The 17816-nt window shown below is 36.8% G+C and carries 19 protein-coding genes and 1 other RNA gene; 11 read left to right on the top strand and 9 right to left on the bottom strand.

Annotated features, from left to right (window positions below; genetic code table 11):
* Positions 1–92 precede the first annotated feature (92 nt).
* The 4 genes from fba (at position 93) to RI844_RS00150 (ending at position 4090) form a co-directional block, all read left to right on the top strand.
* Complete coding sequence (fba, locus tag RI844_RS00165) at positions 93–1157, top strand: class II fructose-bisphosphate aldolase (RefSeq protein WP_348396470.1); 1065 nt, start codon at positions 93–95, stop codon at positions 1155–1157.
* Between the two features lie 178 nt (positions 1158–1335).
* Positions 1336–2241 (top strand): DUF481 domain-containing protein, encoded by a 906-nt coding sequence (locus tag RI844_RS00160; protein ID WP_348396469.1) that lies wholly within the window; start codon positions 1336–1338, stop codon positions 2239–2241.
* Between the two features lie 146 nt (positions 2242–2387).
* Positions 2388–3323: a LysR family transcriptional regulator gene (locus RI844_RS00155; RefSeq protein ID WP_348396468.1), complete on the top strand. Its 936-nt coding sequence runs from the start codon at positions 2388–2390 to the stop codon at positions 3321–3323.
* Positions 3324–3703: 380 nt separating this feature from the next.
* Positions 3704–4090 (top strand): hypothetical protein, encoded by a 387-nt coding sequence (locus RI844_RS00150; protein WP_348396467.1) that lies wholly within the window; start codon positions 3704–3706, stop codon positions 4088–4090.
* 20 nt (positions 4091–4110) lie between these two features.
* Here RI844_RS00150 and RI844_RS00145 read toward each other — a convergent pair whose 3' ends face one another.
* Positions 4111–4464 carry an RnfH family protein gene (locus RI844_RS00145; protein ID WP_348396466.1) on the bottom strand — a complete coding sequence of 118 codons (354 nt, stop codon included), beginning with the start codon at positions 4462–4464 and terminating at the stop codon, positions 4111–4113.
* Between the two features lie 3 nt (positions 4465–4467).
* Positions 4468–4896 carry an SRPBCC family protein gene (locus RI844_RS00140; protein WP_348396465.1) on the bottom strand — a complete coding sequence of 143 codons (429 nt, stop codon included), beginning with the start codon at positions 4894–4896 and terminating at the stop codon, positions 4468–4470.
* Positions 4897–5067: 171 nt separating this feature from the next.
* Between RI844_RS00140 and smpB the strand changes: the two genes are divergently transcribed.
* Entirely contained in the window at positions 5068–5547 is a 480-nt protein-coding gene (gene smpB / locus RI844_RS00135) for an SsrA-binding protein SmpB (protein ID WP_348396464.1), read from the top strand.
* 109 nt (positions 5548–5656) lie between these two features.
* Here the strand turns inward: smpB and RI844_RS00130 are convergent, their stop codons facing one another.
* Positions 5657–6124 (bottom strand): hotdog fold domain-containing protein, encoded by a 468-nt coding sequence (locus tag RI844_RS00130; protein ID WP_348396463.1) that lies wholly within the window; start codon positions 6122–6124, stop codon positions 5657–5659.
* 227 nt (positions 6125–6351) lie between these two features.
* Here RI844_RS00130 and ssrA point away from each other — a divergent pair.
* From ssrA to RI844_RS00100, 6 genes are all read left to right on the top strand, one after another.
* Positions 6352–6702: a transfer-messenger RNA gene (gene ssrA, locus RI844_RS00125) on the top strand.
* 186 nt (positions 6703–6888) lie between these two features.
* Positions 6889–8136, top strand: coding sequence for an integrase domain-containing protein (locus RI844_RS00120; protein ID WP_348396462.1), 1248 nt, complete (start codon positions 6889–6891; stop codon positions 8134–8136).
* Positions 8137–8145: 9 nt separating this feature from the next.
* On the top strand, positions 8146–8820 hold the full coding sequence (locus RI844_RS00115; RefSeq protein WP_348396461.1) for a hypothetical protein: 675 nt from the start codon (positions 8146–8148) through the stop codon (positions 8818–8820).
* Positions 8821–8914: 94 nt separating this feature from the next.
* Positions 8915–9277, top strand: a complete 363-nt coding sequence (locus RI844_RS00110; RefSeq protein ID WP_348396460.1) for a helix-turn-helix transcriptional regulator — start codon at positions 8915–8917, stop codon at positions 9275–9277.
* Positions 9270–11879 carry a PriCT-2 domain-containing protein gene (locus RI844_RS00105; RefSeq protein WP_348396459.1) on the top strand — a complete coding sequence of 870 codons (2610 nt, stop codon included), beginning with the start codon at positions 9270–9272 and terminating at the stop codon, positions 11877–11879. The genes RI844_RS00110 and RI844_RS00105 overlap by 8 nt, the downstream gene beginning before the upstream one ends.
* 239 nt (positions 11880–12118) lie before the next feature.
* Positions 12119–12853, top strand: a complete 735-nt coding sequence (locus tag RI844_RS00100; RefSeq protein WP_348396458.1) for an NYN domain-containing protein — start codon at positions 12119–12121, stop codon at positions 12851–12853.
* A 260-nt stretch (positions 12854–13113) separates the two neighbouring features.
* Here RI844_RS00100 and RI844_RS00095 read toward each other — a convergent pair whose 3' ends face one another.
* The 6 genes from RI844_RS00095 to RI844_RS00070 all read right to left on the bottom strand — a co-directional run bounded on the left by RI844_RS00095 (position 13114) and on the right by RI844_RS00070 (position 17762).
* The gene (locus RI844_RS00095; protein WP_348396457.1) at positions 13114–13920 is read right to left on the bottom strand and encodes a DUF2971 domain-containing protein; all 807 of its coding nucleotides are present in this window, start codon (positions 13918–13920) and stop codon (positions 13114–13116) included.
* Positions 13921–14031: 111 nt separating this feature from the next.
* Positions 14032–14817: a hypothetical protein gene (locus RI844_RS00090; protein ID WP_348396456.1), complete on the bottom strand. Its 786-nt coding sequence runs from the start codon at positions 14815–14817 to the stop codon at positions 14032–14034.
* Positions 14818–14853: 36 nt separating this feature from the next.
* Positions 14854–15720, bottom strand: a complete 867-nt coding sequence (locus tag RI844_RS00085; RefSeq protein WP_348396455.1) for a hypothetical protein — start codon at positions 15718–15720, stop codon at positions 14854–14856.
* Positions 15721–15830: 110 nt separating this feature from the next.
* Positions 15831–16457: a hypothetical protein gene (locus RI844_RS00080; protein ID WP_348396454.1), complete on the bottom strand. Its 627-nt coding sequence runs from the start codon at positions 16455–16457 to the stop codon at positions 15831–15833.
* Between the two features lie 120 nt (positions 16458–16577).
* Entirely contained in the window at positions 16578–17309 is a 732-nt protein-coding gene (locus RI844_RS00075) for a hypothetical protein (RefSeq protein ID WP_348396453.1), read from the bottom strand.
* Positions 17310–17426: 117 nt separating this feature from the next.
* On the bottom strand, positions 17427–17762 hold the full coding sequence (locus tag RI844_RS00070) for an ankyrin repeat domain-containing protein (RefSeq protein WP_348396452.1): 336 nt from the start codon (positions 17760–17762) through the stop codon (positions 17427–17429).
* Positions 17763–17816: the final 54 nt, after the last annotated feature.

Below are 17816 nucleotides of genomic sequence, written 5' to 3'. Positions count from 1 at the left end.
AAATACACTTAATTAAAATATATTTTTATAACTTTAAACTATACTAAAAGTGGTTTTAACCGCTTATATCACACACAAAAGGAGTGTTGGTAATGGCTTTAATTTCTATGCGTCAAATGCTAGACCATGCAGCAGAGTTTGACTATGGTATCCCTGCGTTTAACGTAAACAATCTTGAGCAAGTACGTGCAATTATGCTTGCCGCTCGCGATACTGACAGCCCGGTAATTTTACAAGCATCAGCTGGTGCTCGTAAATATGCTGGTGCACCCTTTCTGCGTCACTTAATTCTTGCTGCTACGGAAGAGTTTCCAGAAATTCCAGTAGTTATGCACCAAGATCATGGTACATCTCCTGCTGTATGTCAGCGTTCGATTCAGCTTGGCTTTTCATCAGTTATGATGGATGGTTCATTAGGCGAAGATGGTAAAACACCTTCATCTTATGAATACAATGTAGACGTTACTCGCCGAACTGTTGAGATGGCACATGCTTGTGGTGTTAGTGTTGAAGGTGAACTTGGCTGTTTAGGTTCATTAGAAACTGGCATGGCAGGTGAAGAAGACGGTATTGGTGCAGAAGGCGTTTTAACTGCTGAACAAATGCTTACTGATCCTGAAGAAGCAGCTGATTTCGTTGCAAAAACTCAAGTTGATGCGTTAGCTATTGCTTGTGGTACCTCACACGGTGCATACAAGTTTACTCGTCCACCAACAAGTGACATTTTATCAATTGATCGTATTAAGGCTATCCATGCTCGCATTCCAAACACTCACTTGGTAATGCACGGATCTTCATCTGTGCCACAAGAGTGGTTAGCGGTAATTAACGAATATGGTGGCAATATCCCTGAAACTTATGGTGTGCCAGTTGAGCAAATTCAAGAAGGTATTAAAAATGGCGTTCGTAAAGTAAACATCGATACTGATTTACGTCTTGCTTCTACGGGTGCTGTTCGTCGCTTTTTAGCACACAACCCATCTGAATTTGACCCGCGTAAATTCTTACAAGTAACAACTGATGCTATGTACGATATTGTTAAAGCTCGTTATGAAGCATTCAACACTGCTGGCCATGCTAGCAAGTTCAAATGTATTTCTTTAGATAATATGTACGCTCGTTATGTCAGTGGCGAACTAGATGCTTTAATCAAATAAATCAGATAGTTACCTTAACTTATCGTTATTAAAGGGCTTTCGAGCCCTTTTTTGTTGTCATTTATAATGAAAAATACTGGTCTGCTTTGTTAACTTCGTTATAATGCTTTCGCTAATATGTTGATCACAATAATAACCTAAAGAAAGAATAGAGTTAAAAAGCTCTATTTATTATAAAATGAAAAAATTGCTAACCCTTTCGTTCCTTACAAGTGCTACATTCTCTGTTATTGCTCAAGATGACTTAACAACTCAATCTAGCAATGCAGAAGCGATAGACGCTATTGTTTCTTCTTTATATGAAGAAGACAAACCTGACTGTTATCACTTTACTGATGAAGTACCACCTGAAGAGTTCATCGGGTTTCCTGAATGTGATATCACCCCGTCTACAATTAGCGGTGCTGTTGAAGTTGGGGCATTTTTCAATACCGGTGATAACGATTATGCAATTGGTATTGTAAAGTCTGATTTAAAACATGAAATTGGTAAAATGCGAACTAATTGGAAAATGGAATTTTTTGGTCGTAAGTCTGAAAAAGAAGACGATGATGGTAGTAAAGATTATGTAACTACTGATCAAAAATGGGGAACATCTTTACAAAGCAACTACACCTTAGAAGAAGGTGGCAAGAACTATCTATTCGGATTTGGCTCATATAAAACAGATCGATTTAACGGTTTCGACTATCAGAGCTCAATAGCCGCAGGTTGGGGTCGTCGTTGGTTTGAGTCAGACGCTGCATTTTTTGATGCGGAAATGGGGCCGGGTTTTAAAGTTGATGAAATTGCAGAAACAGATGAGCACAATAACAAAACTGAAAAATCTATAATCATTCGTGCTGCTGCAACTTATGAGAGAAGTTTTTTTGAAACCATGCAGTTCAAGCAAATGTTCTCGGCTGAGTATGCTCCCAAAGCTGGTGAAAATAGTAAGTATCGCTCAGAAAGCTCGATTACTACCAAACTAATTGAATCATTAGCATTAAAGTTTGCCTTTAGTGTGGATCATAATACCGAAGTTGAAAATGATATTTCAAATACGCGCACTGAAACATCTCTTACTCTGGTATACAGTATTTAATTGCTCTAGGTTACTTAATAAGCCCGTGAAGTCGGGCTTTCAAATCACCTATAAAAATTCACTTTAATTAAGCAATCACTCCCTAAACCTCTGGTATAAATATAACAATTCATGTAATTTATACTTTTCCCTCATGTATTAATTTGATGAATATAACAAAAATAGATCTAAACTTACTCGTCGCTTTTGATGTACTCTTGCGTGAAAAAAATGTAACCAGAGCAGCGAACCACTTAGGTATCACTCAACCAGCAATGAGTAATAGCTTAAAAAGGCTTAGAAATTTGTTAAGCGATCCTGTTCTTGTGCGCACATCTGATGGCATGGTAGCAACTGAAAGGGCTAGCGCTTTAGCCCCAAAAATTCGAAAAATTCTCTTAGAAACCAAAGAAGCGTTACAAACAGTCGAAGATTTTGAGCCATTAAGTAGCACTCGTGTTTTTAGATTAATGGCCAGTGATTATGCAGCTTCTACCCTACTTCCTAAACTTTTAGAACATATTAATAAAATAGCACCTAACATCACCATAGATATTATGACACCAAGCGATGTAACGTTTCATGACGTTGAAGATGGTAAAATTGATATGGCGATTAATTTATTTGATCAACTGCCACAATCGTTTCATCAAAAAGTATTATGGAGTGATGGCTTTTCTTGCTTAACTAGAAGTTCAAATCCTATATTAGAAAATTTTGATTTAAATAGTTATCTGGCCAGTAAACATGTTTGGGTATCTAAAACAGGTTTTGGTGTTGGTTTAGGAATGAATCCTAAAGACGTACAGAAGCTAGGCTGGGTAGATGAAGCATTAGCGAATATAGGCAAACAACGTGATATAAAGATATTTACTCGTAATTATCATGTTGCTATGCAACTGGCTCATGACGATCAAATTATTGCTACCCTACCCAAAAAAGCAGCAATGATCCATAGTAACGATCCGGGCTATGCCATATTAGACACACCATTTGATATTCCTGACATAGAATTAAAAATGATTTGGTCACCACTACTGCACCATGAACCTAGCCATATTTGGTTTAGACACTTAGTAGATGAAGCTGCGAAAGAATGTTAGAAAGTTTTTTGACTACTAAACAGAAAAGCCAATAACTAAGTTGGCTTTAATAACGTTTTCATTTTCGGTACCCCATACATTATAAAACTAATTATGACGAGGTATTTAGTAGTTCAAAATTTGAACTACTAAAAAATAAGGTAGTAAAATCAAATAACTATTTCCCAATGAATAAATTAAATTTAAAAATTTTATTCATTGAGTAAGATATATGTAAAAATACCTGACGCAATGAAATTTTTTGTCAATATATCCGTTCATCTTATAAATCATGCAGTTTGTCTATTAGCTCTAGCTTTTAACATTTTGTTAACATAAGTTAAGCTAAGCAAAAACATATTAACTTTCTAATTCAGATGTGGCTCAAAGGGGTGAGAACTATGAAGACGAATATAAACATTAAAAGTTTTTTACTGGCAGTAATAATAGGTATCGGATTACCTGTGTCTGCTCAGGCTCTAGAAGACAGTAAAGTAAACTTCACTAAAGATATGCACGTAAACATAACAACCGTAACAGGTAATTACTTTAATGCTTACGATGCAATTATGAATAAGCCTTTAGCGCAGCTGGTAGTGGTAAATAATTTTTCTTCATATAGATCACATTCAGTAAAACCAGCGAATAGTGTTTTTGCTATGGCTATGCAAGTTCAGGACAAAATTCAATATTTCGTGGCTGTAGTAGACGGTATATTTAATGACGAAGATAAGGGCACTGTTGAGCAAGAATGTCGAACTACCAGACTTGCTAAGTTATTCTTTTAACCTATTTATACGATTAAAATTTAATCTTTTGTTTTCGCACGTTGAGGGTTAACCCTACCACCGGTAACTAAATCGGCACGGCCCTCTTCTTTTGCTTTTTCAGCTCTACGTTTACGAACTTCTTTTGGATCGGCAATAAGCGGGCGATATATTTCAATTCTGTCGCCATCTTCTACTATTTGCCCAAGTTTTACTGCTTTATTCCAAACACCAACCTTATTAACGGCCAAATCTATTTCTTTATATTGTTGACAGATACCTGATTCTACAATTGCCTGTTCAACCGTAGATTGTGCGTCTATTTGTAGCGATAATAATGTTTGCTCTTTCGGCAAACCATAAACCAGCTCTATTGCAATTTGTTCAACCGACATTTGTTAATAAACCTCTTTCGCTCTGCTAGTAAAAGCAGATACCATGTTATTGGTTAGACTATCAAATATACGGCCAAAAGCCATCTCTATCAGTTTATTCGAAAATTCATAATCTAACACTAACTCAATTTTGCAGGCCTCATCACTTAATGGTGTAAGTAGCCAATAGCCAGTTAACTTTTTAAAAGGGCCGTCTTTCAAATTCATACTGATTTTTTTATTCTGTTCTAACGTATTTTCGGTGGTAAACCATTTCTGTACACCTCCCTTTGACACTAATAACGATGCGGTCATTTTATCATCGGTTTGTGAAATAAGTTTTGAGTTACTACACCCAGGTAAAAACTTGGGATACGAAGCTACATCATTAATTAATTTGTACATATCTTCAGCACTATACATAACTAGTGCATGTCGATTTATTGCCGGCATTTACTTCCCCTATTAATACCAATAATTATTTCGGTATCAGATGCTTGGGTATAATAACAAAGGCAAAATAAAAGCTCACCATATCAAGCAATTATTTTTCATCTATTTTTCTCAAAAAATTTAAATCTATGAGTATCAATGTATGAATTCTTACGTATAATAGGCGCCATTATGGCAAAGAAAAAACCTAAACAAGCAAGTAACACTATCGCTTTAAACAAAAAAGCGAGGCATGAATACGCCCTAGAGGATAAATTTGAAGCTGGCATGAGTTTGCAAGGCTGGGAATTAAAAAGTATTCGCCAAGGAAAAGTAAATATTTCCGATTGTTACGTATTCATAAAAGACCGAGAAGCATACCTTCTTGGCGCTGAAATTCACCCATTACTTTCTGCATCATCACATGTAATTTGCGAGCCAACTCGTGATCGTAAATTGTTATTAAACCGCAGAGAGCTAGATCGTTTGATCGGCGCAGTTGACCGTCAAGGTTATTCATTAATTGCTACCGCAATGTATTGGAAAAAGAACTGGGTAAAACTAGAGTTCTGTCTTGGTAAGGGTAAGAAAACCCACGATAAACGTGCCGATATTAAAGATAGAGAGTGGAAAGTTGATCAAGGTCGACTAATGAAGCAAAAATCTCAATAGTAGGGTTTTTCTAAATTAGCCAATACTCCCTATAGAAAACTCAGCTAATGCATCTTTGAAATGAACGCCTGCTACATAAACAAGCAGGCGTTCTTTTATCATCAATTGATTATTTATTCGGCTTTTTGCTCACCCATAATTTAATAGTTCCTGTGACCACAACCACATTATTCGCATCATAAGCGGTAACCGGTACTAAAAAGTCTCCTTCATCCCAAACTAAGTCTGCTAAATCGGCTACACAGCGGATATCAGTTCCAGCTTTGGCGGTGTAATCTAAGCTCATACCTTTTGGGATCCAACGAAGATGGGCAGGAATTGAAGCCTCAGACACTGCGCCCATCGCCATTTCTAAGCCATTGCAAATAGCAATAACATGAACTGTACCTATATGGTTTTCTACTATCTTACGTTTTTTAATCAAGACTTCACAATAACCAGGGCGAAGTTCAACAACGTATGGTTTGATCGTTTGAAAGTACGGTGCCCAACGAGCAAAGAACCAAGAAAACAAGCGATTACCAAACGAATATTTGTGCCATTTATTATATATTTCTAACAATTTCGGCTGTGCCATGTATAACCCTATAACAATTCTAATTAATTGGACCAGAACTTACATTAACAGAACTGGTCTAATGAGTGTAGCAATTGAACAATAATATAAGATTTTTATAGTGAATAGCAATTAAAAGTCTAATGTTAAGACAATTTTTGTACATTTAATGCTCGCGTTGTTTATTCACTAAATACGCGATACAATAGCCATTCTATTATGTTATTTCGTAAACAGATAGAACCTTTGGGGCGGATTCAGGATTCGACGGGATTCACGAAACCCAAGGTGCATGCCCAGGGGCGGTTGGCCTGGTAAAAAGCCGCAAAACTATAATTGCTAACGACGAAACGTTCGCACTAGCCGCTTAAGGCTAGCCATCCCCTCGTAAATTTACCTGTTGTTTAGAGGATCGATGGTCACCCCAAATAGGTTAGCGAGGGAACTGCGTCTGACGGTGAACCGCGAAACAGTATCAGACTCACCATGAGGAAGTCTGTCGTTTGACGTCCGATTGGTTAAATAAATAAACGACTAAGCATGTAGTACCGAGGATGTAGGTTTTTCGGACGGGGGTTCAAATCCCCCCCGCTCCACCAATTTAGAGAATAAGAGCTTTCCTGAGCTCTTTTTTTTCGTCTGAAATATAACTATAGTTATAATTTATATTTGCAAATCAGTCACTTATAATCTAACCTTATCTAATACCATCCATACATATACAAATATTGAAGGTATACTTATTGGTATACGTTTATATATTAAACAGTAAAGGTATACCAAAAATGGCTAAAGTTACTACACCACTAAATGCAACCCAGATAAAGAATGCAAAGGCAGTACTTAAAGACATGACCCTTTTTGACGGTGGTGGGCTTGCAATAATTGTCAAAGTAAATGGTTCTAAACTGTGGCGATTCCGCTATACACAACCAATTACTAAGAAACGAGCTATGATAAGTTTTGGATCTTGGCCCGAAGTTTCTCTAGCCGATGCAAGAAAAAAACGTGATGAGGCTCGAAAACTAATAGCTACCGAGATTGACCCACTACAGTACAGAAACAAACTTCAACAGAGCCAACAACAAAAGTTCAAAAATACCCTAGAAATTATTGCCTACAATTGGTTCGTAATAAAGAAAACGAGAATAACGCCCGACTATGCCGACGACGTATGGCGGTCTTTTAAGCTTCATGTTTTTCCTAAATTAGGTAATTATCCTATATCGCAGGTGACAGCCCCGTTGACAATTGAAGCTTTAAGGCCACTAAGTAAACTCAAAAAACCACAGTTTGAGACCATTAAAAGGGTATGCCAAAGGCTAAACGAAGTCATGACCTTTGCAGTTAATACTGGTGTTATTCATGCTAATCCTTTAACAGGTATAAATGCTGCGTTCGAAAAGCCTAAGAAGAAACACCTACCAACAATTACTCCTGATGAACTTCCTAAATTTATGACTGATTTAAAATCAGCCAGTATTAAGCCAATTACTTACCAAATGATCCTATGGCAGCTTCATACTATGGTAAGACCAAGCGAAGCAGCGGGTGCGCGATGGGATGAAATAAAATTTGATACTAAAGAATGGCATATTCCAGGCAAACGAATGAAGAATAAACGTGCTCACGTTGTACCTTTATCACACCAATTACTTCACTTGCTTGAGACGATGAAACAAATAAGTGGTAAACGAGAACATATCTTTCCAAATAGCGTAAACCCAAGAAGATCAGCGAATAATCAATCTGTAAATATGGCCATCAAGAGAATGGGGTATGCGGGTAAATTGGTAGCACACGGGTTGCGATCGATAGCTAGCACAACTTTAAATGAAAATGAATTTCCTTTTGACGTCATTGAATCAGCATTAGCCCATATTGATCGAAATGAAGTGCGTTCTGCCTACAACCGAGCTCAATATCTAGATCAACGACGTAAAATGATGCAGTGGTGGAGCAACCATATTGAGCATTGTAGCGAAGGTAATATGAACATATCGTGTGGAAAAACTTTAAGTTTATTTAATTGAGGGTAAATAATGACAAAACCATGGAATGCTGTTGGTGTTACATACCCGGTTGCTTGGCATGAAATGCCAGCTGAACAGCAAAAACATTACTTTCCAGAGATACCTGCAGACATTTTAGCTCAAATAATTTGCCAATGTGATTCGTTAAATATAAACATTAGCAATAAAACTAAGTTCAATAATGCTCTAAGTAAAGCAGTATCGGACTACTTAGCATTCAAAAACTTTGAGGAAGAAAGTAAACCATCTAACCAGCAAAATCTTCTAAATAAAGCAATATCAAGTATTGAAGAAGGAATTAGATCTCTTCAACAACTACAAAAAAATTCAGCTCTATCTGTCGACCTCAATTTAAAAGACGACGTCCAATATGAAATTAATCTTCACAAAAAATTGGTCGATTACAAATATGATGTTGTAAAACGATATGGTAAAGGTCGACTAAAACAAGATTCATTAATATTTTTAGCCGTTGATATCCGCGAAGCAATTAGCAATTTCACTGACTCAGAACCAACGTCGACACCAAATGGTTTATATGACTCCATAGTAACAATCATTAAAGAGCTCCTAACTGACTGTGAGGTATCTTCAAACGCTAAGTTACTTAAACGAGCTTTAAAGTGCAAGACTGAAGCTAGTAATGGTTTAACAACTACACAGTCAAAACCTGTTGTTACTTAAATAGGAAATTTTTTCGGTTATATAAGTACCCAGCCAATGCCATCTACCTAGGTAAATTACTTTTAACCATAACGGTTAAACCTAAGAGGCTATTATGAAAACTAGAACTACAGTTACAAATCAGCTGCCAAATTACGGCTATTTACGAATTACACAAATACTTGGCGATCAAAACGCAATCCCACCTATTCCTGCTATTTTTCCAATTGGCAAGAGCAGTTGGTGGCTAGGTATAAAACAAGGTCGTTACCCTAAACCAGTAAAACTTGGACCGAATACCACTGCATGGAAAGTCGAAGATATTAAGCGGTTAATAGATAATATTAATGCCAATAAGTTAAGCGGTTTTGATGAATTTGAAGCACCTATAACTGATCTCGATACTTCATTGTTCCAAGCCTCACCCGCTATTAAGTTAAACAATGTTGCTGAAACCAAGGAGAATAGTCATGAGTAATTATTTAAAACATAAGGGCCTTGCACTTAATTCTTTAGGCTACTCAATAGTCCCGATCAAAGCAGGAACCAAACGACCTAGCATACCGAATTGGCCAAATGTAAAAGCTGATGAATATCTCATTAACGATTGGCTAAATCAGTACGATTCCACTAACACGGGGGTCGGTATTCTTGCCAAAGCCTGTCCTGCTATTGATATTGACATACTTGATGAAGCAGTAGCCGAAAAGGTAGTTGAATTTTGTATACGAAGACTTGGTGGGCAACTCGTTCGCTATGGCAAAAAGCCGAAGGCTCTTCTGCCTTTCAGGGTAGTTCCCGGTGTTACAATTCGTAAACAAAAGAGTACTATATACGAAGATTCAAAGGGTGACGTACACGCAGTTGAGGTACTGGGGGACGGCCAATTATGGGTGGCTTTTCACACTCACCCGGATACCGGTGAACCGTATTCCTGGGTGGACACTAATTACCCAGATTCTGACTTAACCGACTACACTTGGGACGAATTACCGGTGTTGGAGCAGTGGATGATATATGAATTGATGGACTTTGTTGAAGAACAAGCCATTGAGGCGGGCTGGAAAGTAAAAAGTACTGGCACAACATTCAATGCTACTGCCCTTCCCAATCAAAACGAAGACGATTTGCTTTACCTTAAACCGCCTATTGGTTTAAGTGATATTCAAATTAGTAACCTGCTTAAAGAATTGCCCACAGAAGAGTTTAGCGACTATGACAGATGGTTAAGTGTAGGTATGGCTATACATCATGAAACTGACGGCAGTGAGCATGGCCTAGACATATTTGACGAGTGGTCTGCAGCAATACCAAATTATGACGCTGATTCTGTAAGAGATAAATGGTTTTCTTTTCACTTAAACGGTTACAGCAATAGCTACACAATGGCGTCGATCATAAAGATGGTGAACGAAATCAAGAAACGTGAATCGTTTTTTAACGGTGAGCAAATATTAAATGAGTTACTACAACAACTCGAAAATATGACCACAAAGCAAGGTGTGCTTCTGGAATTTCCAGCGCTAGTTTGCAGTTATACTAAGCTTGACGATAGTTTGTTAAGGCTTCTAATTAAAGCGTACCAAGACAGGCATAAACTGGTTCTCAAGGTCTCACTGCCAGCTAAAGAAGCGAGAAAAAGACTGCAGAATGGTTTTAGCTGTATAGAGACTGACTATGGCAAAAAATACCCTTGGGCTAATGATTATGTATATTTAAAGGACAATAATCTATTTTGGCATAAAACCAACTATATAGGGGTCACGCCTCAAGCTTTTAATGCCGAGTTCGATCGACATGTCTTGTCTATCTACGATGGGGATATAATTGAGGACAAAGCGCGTCCAGTTGTTCACGCTGCTGAAATTGCTTTAAATTTGGTTAAGATCGCAACAGTAACGGGTTGCCGATATTCTCCAGGTGCTGGAGAAATGTTTGAGCTTGAAGGTCTTAGCTATATTAACAATTATAGGCCTAATAAAATAAAGCCTAAGCCCGAAGGAGATTTTACTAAAGAAGATCACGATCTGATCGAACGACTCGAAATGGCCTTAACGCGGGTGAGCGGTGATCCCATTGAGCAGCGAATCTTTAGGCAGTGGTTAAGCTACAAGCTTCAAAATCTAGATAAAAAAATGCAATGGTCAATGTTCATGCAAGGTCCCCCTGGATCTGGCAAATCATTATGGGCGGTTGTAATGAAACTTCTCTTAGGTGTGCATAATTGCAAATTCATAAGCCCAAGCGCCTTAGAAGGTTTATTTAGCAATTGGGCCAGTGATCATGTTCTTGGGATAATTGAAGAAATTATGCTAAACGGGTCAAAACGCTATGATATTTTAAACAAACTTAAGCCTTACATAACAAACCAAACCATTACGGTTCGGCCACCATACGGATCTGAATATGATGCACCTAACCATGCTGATTATATGATTACTTCGAATGAAAAGAACGCTATCCCGGTCGATGATTCTGACCGTCGTTATTTTGTTCTTTTCAGCGGTTTTATTGATCGATCAGATGTTATGAAAGCGGATGCGGCGTTGGACGCTATATGTCCATCAGGCAACTGGTGGGCAACAACTTACAGTTTGCTAAATGAAAGACCAGAAACGGCGTTGACTTGGTTGAACGATACCGATTTATCAAATTTTAGTCCTAATAAAGCGCCAGAAAATCCATCTAAAATAAAAATGATCGCGATGAGTGTAAACCCAATTCACGAAGCGATTTATAATTTATTCGATGATGAGTCTCGTCCAGAAATAACTGCTGACTTATTTGCTGCAACAGACGTTTTTGAAGCTCTACGAGCCTCGGGTGATGTACCTCATAACATGACCCCTAAAGCATTTTCTAATATAGTAATGAACATGGGCTTTGAACACGCTGGAATACCACGGAGAAGTAATACAACGGGGCGTATGATGACGGCCATCAAACTTCATAAAAAGGACCCGAAAAACTACCAGTTGTGGTCTAATCACCCTGACCGAGGTAAATGGACTATTGCTGAAGTAAGATCATTGTATTTTGAACAAAAAGATAAGGGGGATTTCGACGACTTCCTTCTATAGTAGAGAAATTATTTTATAAATTTAAGCCGCTAACCCAAGCGGCTTTTCCCTTAGAAAACTTCGGTTAGACTTTTAGCTTTTTCATCAACCAAACCTCCATTTTTTAATGAAATTTCACACAATTTAAGTAACTGTCTTTTTGTGGTCATTTATAATTTTTTAACGGTTGCATTTACTATTCAATTTCTTTGACTATATTTATTTGAGTAACCTGTTTACTAATAATTTAAGGATGAATTATGCAAACACACCTACCTAAGATCGGATTATTCATTGATGCCGATAACGCCCCCGCTTCACAAGTCAACTTCATCATGACAGATATTGCCAAGTACGGTATTGTCACAATTAAGCGCGCCTATGGTAATTGGCAGAAGCCTTGTCTGAACTCGTGGGCCAAATGCTTAAGCAAACATGCCATACAACCTGTGCAACAATTTGACGTGGTGAAAGGTAAAAACGCCAGCGATATTGCACTTACTATTAGTCTTGTTGATTCACTTCACATTGATGATATTGATCTATATGTGATTGTATCGTCTGACAGCGACTTTACGGCCTTAGTGACTCGTATCAGAGCAACAGGAAAACAAGTGTATGGTTATGGTCAAAGATTAGCTTGTAGTGCGTTTGTAGCGTCTTGTACTAAGTTTATTTACTATACCAAAAACACATTATTATCTTCAAAATCGGTGCAAAATATAAAGACAATAAATAAGATTAAGGCCAAAGTAAATTACCTGAAATTGGATGACTCAACATCTACAATAAAGTCAGCTATCGAAGCAACAGCAATGCAGGATGGGTGGAGCAACGTTACAGAGTTGTGCAAGCATATTACGAAGCATAGCTCGTATGAAATTAGAAGAAGCCTGCACCCAAGCATTGGCAATATAATTCACTCGTCAGATGGTATTGAAACGCGATATGAAGAGAATAAAACAAAGATGTTCGTTCGTATAAATAATAATTAGCAGATATACGTCTACAGATAAAGACAGATGAGCTAACTTTAGTGTCCGTGGCTAAATGGCCGTTATGGTAAATATTGAAAAAAAATTTAGTCGGCGTCAACCTATCGCATGCCTATGCCCGAACGCCTCAACGGTGCAAATGTGCGCTTTACTGACATGACAGTTTTTGCCACAAAAGAGACATTAGCAGATATATCGATGAAGTTACTTTGGATTAGTTTTTATAATGATAATTGCTTCATTAAAGCCATAATCTCTTATTATGTGCAAAGCCCCTGTTTTTTTTGTGCATCAATCAATGGAGTGTAATTAACCTCATCAAATTCAACTTTAAAGGTTGTTTCACTGCGCTTACCTTTCCAAAATTTCACATGAGGGTTTTGGCCTTTCAATACTAAGCAAATAATTTCAATTACTTCGAAGGCCATGCTAGGGCCAAAATATACACCTGTTAATGATTCGGTTGAATAAGTATACGCTGTGCCAGCTTCACCATGAATTACACGCCATTCCCTTTCATAATTCCATGATTTAGATTTAGTACAGAATAAGTTAAGCATTTCGTTACGATTGCCATCTGCATAAATGCTCTTAATGTTTAACTTTGGTATTTGTTCAACATACTCAATTTTTTTTGCTTTCTCGAACAATTCATTGTCCGTTGTAAACTCTAGGCAAAATCCTGTGTATTTGTCGGCATAATGTGCCCACATCAGCAATTCATCATTTACCTCTGAGAAACATGATACACCTCGACTTTGAATGAATTTATCTATTATTTGCTCACTCGCTTGTCGAGCTGCTCTTAATAATGTTGGTTTTAATTCTTTTATTGGCCTAGATTCAAGCTCATCTATAACATGCTTAGGCCAACTCTTTGCTAAGTAGATTTCTCGCAGCCTTTCAATTTCTAGGTCTGTTGGCTCGTCTAGCTGTGCTTTCAACGCACAATCATAAGGATCATTGAACCCAGAAGGTGGAGCAAAATATACAGTTTGAGTTTTAAGATTAAGGAGAGATTGAACAGTGAAAGACTCATACTTATATAATTTTTCTGGAATACTCAAACGACTTCTCCATTAGCACATAGTCGACTCATTAAGAGGCTAAAAATAGTTGGTTAAAATAAGCGACGAAGGAGCAAAAACCAACTGTTATTTGTCCTTTTGAATGACTTGTTATACTGCAATTTCATATTTAATAAACTCTTCAAGAGTTAACACCTGTGTATTAATGTCTAAAAAGAAATAAATAGCTCGTGCTTTATTCAATAGTTTAGTGTCATTCGTGACAAATATATCAGAGTATTTTCCATATATAATGTGAGAAACATCATGCAATCGAGATCTAGATTTTTTAGTACTCTCTCTGTAATAACCTAATTTCTCAATTAAATTTGCAGCAAAATAAACAGAATGCTCCAAAAGGCAGAACTTATTTTTAAGTCTTAATTTAGGAAAATTTTGTAAATGTTCGATCGATTCGGAATGCGTTGTTAAGTTGTATTGCTCCAAGGATAAAAGAAGAAGTTCAGTATAAGTTATGTGGCTTAAAATTTCTTCGGGATCTTTATTATTCATTTCTTTCGGGTTACCCAAAGGGTTTTCATTAGCATCTCGAATTATGCTTTCTTCTACCGATTCAGCATAATCATTCGATTTGTATTGATTAATTACTCTCTCGTAACAAGTTTTGGGTGATTCTGATCCGTATAAAACATCATTTCTGGTAGTTGGCCTTAATGAGTTTGTGCCACAGAGTTCTGTCAGAAAAGTAATATCTTTATCAATAGTGACTTCGTCTACACCGTGTCTCATGCTGGATACAGCTATTTCTTCGAGGTGAGCAGGGCTAAATATAAATTCATCACCACGCTCCTTCATTGCATCTACAGCTTCTTCCAATTGTATATTTGAGTTTTTCCTCAAATATACAATCAAATTATGGTCTAGGTAAATTTTCACGACTATATCCTTGTCCGTTTATACAACTTGTTAGAACTAGCTAAATTCATTAACCCATAAAGGGCAGTAGTCTTCATTGTCATTAGAATGTACAGTTTTCCCCAACTCAGCATGTATATTTACTTCAATAGTTTCTTCTGGCGTAAATATTAACTGATAAGGTTGCCTCTTCAGTGCATTTTTAACCTTGTTGCCTATTTCGTGTGGATATAATTTAAGTAATTGTTGATATCTTTTTTCGTCAAAGTCAAAAGACGTAGCAAGAAAACCATCATCGATGTCTATATTGACACAAATGGTATAAAGATCATCTTCAACCTTTCCAATCATAGGAATACCCATTGGCATAAAGTGTTGAGCTTGACCAATAGGAGCTCCAGCTTTGAGCATATATAACCCTAAATCTGGTTTAAAACCTAATAAATGAGGCTGAGATATAGCTGTAGGGGATAAACATTTATAAATTTCATCCCAAGAGTTTTCCCATTCCTCAAGTTTTATATTAAGTATTGGTTGTATTTTATTAATTTTAAAAACTGTCAACTGCTTACCATTACATAACGCGTAAAGATCAGCTCTTACATCTGGATGAATAGCATAACTAAAAGCTTGCTCAACATTTTTTCCATTAATAATATTTTGCTCTGGCGCTTTAGCATCCAAAATCCATTTAGGTTCACCATTAATTTCTAGCAAGTAATCTGGAATAATATTTACTTTATTCTTCTTTGTCCCTATATAAACATAAGGATGTGTAAGAGATCGGCTTCTTACCATAAGATTATCTCCTGTTGGCGCATAACCTAATTTTTTTAAGAAAGGGGATACTAAATCTTCCCTAACAGCGTCCTCTTTATATTCTGGATTTAAAAAAACAGAATAATCAAAATCATCAAAGTTCAACAATACTCTCCAGATAGTTCTAACGCCTTACTAAGCGGCGTAAAATAGTTGGCTAAAATGTACGAGGAACGAGTGCTAGCCAACTGTTTAGCGTCCGTTTGAGTAACTTGTTATGTTTTTATTTTGGTATAGAGTTCATCTATATTTTTTGCTCGGTATTCATCCAATACTTTTTGGTGAACACCTTCACCAATACCTTCAATTACATCATATAATTTTTTACACAAGTGGCAGAAATAAATACAGAAATCTTCAGATGGCTTACTATGTTTTACATTGAAATGATTTACTCCAGCAACACCTTTACCTTGTGATTCAGGTTCCAAAATCACGATGGTGCTTGCTTTCTCATATTCATTTACACCAGCATGAGCAAAGTATTCATTTCTCATTTTAAGGATTGAACTATGAAATTCGATTGCTTCTTCATCATATTGTCGTACATGATCTTCTTCTATTTTGATCTTACGGCCTTTGGCTGTCGCAAAGCACTTCCCATAGGTAATTATGGCTGACATCCATAATGAATATGCAACTTCACTATTTTCGATGTTTTTTATCGTAGCCATAAGCTCATGTGCATGATTTAAGTCATGCATAATTTGAGTCAAACCAGATAAACGTTTAGCAAGAGGGCTATCCGCAACAAAAAATGGATGTTCAACACCACTTTTATCTTTAAACCTAATAATTGGCTCATTTTTATCGTTTGATTCAAATGCAACAGGAAAAACCACGGGCACCTCTCATGATGAAAAACATAACGCCTCGTTAAGAGGCAAAAAATTGTTGGCTAAAATTAGCGACGAAGGAGCAAAAGCCAACTGTTTTTTGTCCTTTTAAACGACTTGTTATGTTCATAGCCACCCAGCAGCAACAAAAACCTTTTGTGTTTGGTCAAAAATAATGTAGCCAATTACAAATATTGATGAAATATAAATAAATAAAGAAAGTAGTGCTATCAACAAATTTGACCTTGAAGCTGATTGGTATTCTTCTGCAGTTTTTTCTATAAGTTCACGTATTGCCATGGGATCCATTTCTTGTCCATTTCCATGTATCTTCATTTCGTCATCAATGATTCCGTTAATATATTCTCTCATTGAGGAGTTTCTTACGATAGCAGGTGCGGCAAGCTGGTAAATAACTTGAGCAATCACAGCTAACAAAGATGCAAGAAAAGATAGTGCCCATACTGAAGGTAAGGTTTTAGTTTTAATTGATTGATTCTCAACACTCTTTTTCACATGAAGTAACTCGTTATTGACCGAATCTAACGTTTCTTTGAATGGTTCAATTATTTTACTGTCTGGCAACTCTGCCTTATATAAAAGTATTTGACGTGAAGCTAGATCGAATTTATCAGTTGCGTGATTTAATGTCTGATTATGTTGGTTTACTAATGTAGTCACAGTTGGCCATAAGCCCGCTAGCAGAGGTACTAGAATAAGCATCAAGTAAGACGCTCGAGATAAAATTTGTAATTCTCCAAAATTACGCACCATTCCCCAATCTATTCTGAATGTAGATCGCAAACCTAATGTAAGGGTCTCGTTTATTAGCCCAAAATAAGAACGTTTTACTTCCATTTAAACAACCTCATTTTCAAGTTGAACATAACGCCCTAATAATGGGCAAAAAATTGTTTGCTAAAATGTTGAGGAACGAAAACAGCAAACTGTTTTTTGTCCTTATTAATTAGCTTGTTATATGTACTTTACCACTGACATTATTGTATTAAAAGGCTCTGTTTTTGCCCCTTTAAAATCGCCATAAAACATAGCTGAATGATAAGCATCATAGCCAAGTTGATCTTTGAGCGTGACATCTGCGCCGTTTGAAACGAGAAACTTAACAATATCAAGGTGACCAGCCATACTTGCAGCAATTAGAGCTGAGATTCCATTAGCATCAACGATATTGATATCAGAGCCATTGTTGATGGCATTTTGGACACCAGATAAATTGCCGCTTATAGAGCAGCGGATTAATTCGATATTTTGTTCAGGTGAATTAGGCTTCAGAATCGGAAGCGATCTCATTTACTATCCTTGTACATATAACAGCTTTATTAAGAGGAAAGTATCTTAATTTCT

Origin of the sequence: Thalassotalea fonticola (assembly GCF_032911225.1) — a bacterium.
Lineage (GTDB): Bacteria > Pseudomonadota > Gammaproteobacteria > Enterobacterales > Alteromonadaceae > Thalassotalea_A > Thalassotalea_A fonticola.
Note: the sequence above shows the minus strand (reverse complement) of the source record. Positions and strands in the feature narration are given on the sequence as shown.

Bases quoted from the DNA above. Each gene is read 5' to 3' on its own strand.
- fba (WP_348396470.1), top strand. From the start codon at position 93: ATGGCTTTAATTTCTATGCGTCAAATGCTAGACCATGCAGCAGAGTTT.
- RI844_RS00160 (WP_348396469.1), top strand. From the start codon at position 1,336: ATGAAAAAATTGCTAACCCTTTCGTTCCTTACAAGTGCTACATTCTCT.
- RI844_RS00155 (WP_348396468.1), top strand. From the start codon at position 2,388: ATGAATATAACAAAAATAGATCTAAACTTACTCGTCGCTTTTGATGTA.
- RI844_RS00150 (WP_348396467.1), top strand. From the start codon at position 3,704: ATGAAGACGAATATAAACATTAAAAGTTTTTTACTGGCAGTAATAATA.
- RI844_RS00145 (WP_348396466.1), bottom strand. From the start codon at position 4,464: ATGTCGGTTGAACAAATTGCAATAGAGCTGGTTTATGGTTTGCCGAAA.
- RI844_RS00140 (WP_348396465.1), bottom strand. From the start codon at position 4,896: ATGCCGGCAATAAATCGACATGCACTAGTTATGTATAGTGCTGAAGAT.
- smpB (WP_348396464.1), top strand. From the start codon at position 5,068: ATGGCAAAGAAAAAACCTAAACAAGCAAGTAACACTATCGCTTTAAAC.
- RI844_RS00130 (WP_348396463.1), bottom strand. From the start codon at position 6,124: ATGGCACAGCCGAAATTGTTAGAAATATATAATAAATGGCACAAATAT.
- RI844_RS00120 (WP_348396462.1), top strand. From the start codon at position 6,889: ATGGCTAAAGTTACTACACCACTAAATGCAACCCAGATAAAGAATGCA.
- RI844_RS00115 (WP_348396461.1), top strand. From the start codon at position 8,146: ATGACAAAACCATGGAATGCTGTTGGTGTTACATACCCGGTTGCTTGG.
- RI844_RS00110 (WP_348396460.1), top strand. From the start codon at position 8,915: ATGAAAACTAGAACTACAGTTACAAATCAGCTGCCAAATTACGGCTAT.
- RI844_RS00105 (WP_348396459.1), top strand. From the start codon at position 9,270: ATGAGTAATTATTTAAAACATAAGGGCCTTGCACTTAATTCTTTAGGC.
- RI844_RS00100 (WP_348396458.1), top strand. From the start codon at position 12,119: ATGCAAACACACCTACCTAAGATCGGATTATTCATTGATGCCGATAAC.
- RI844_RS00075 (WP_348396453.1), bottom strand. From the start codon at position 17,309: ATGGAAGTAAAACGTTCTTATTTTGGGCTAATAAACGAGACCCTTACA.
- RI844_RS00070 (WP_348396452.1), bottom strand. From the start codon at position 17,762: ATGAGATCGCTTCCGATTCTGAAGCCTAATTCACCTGAACAAAATATC.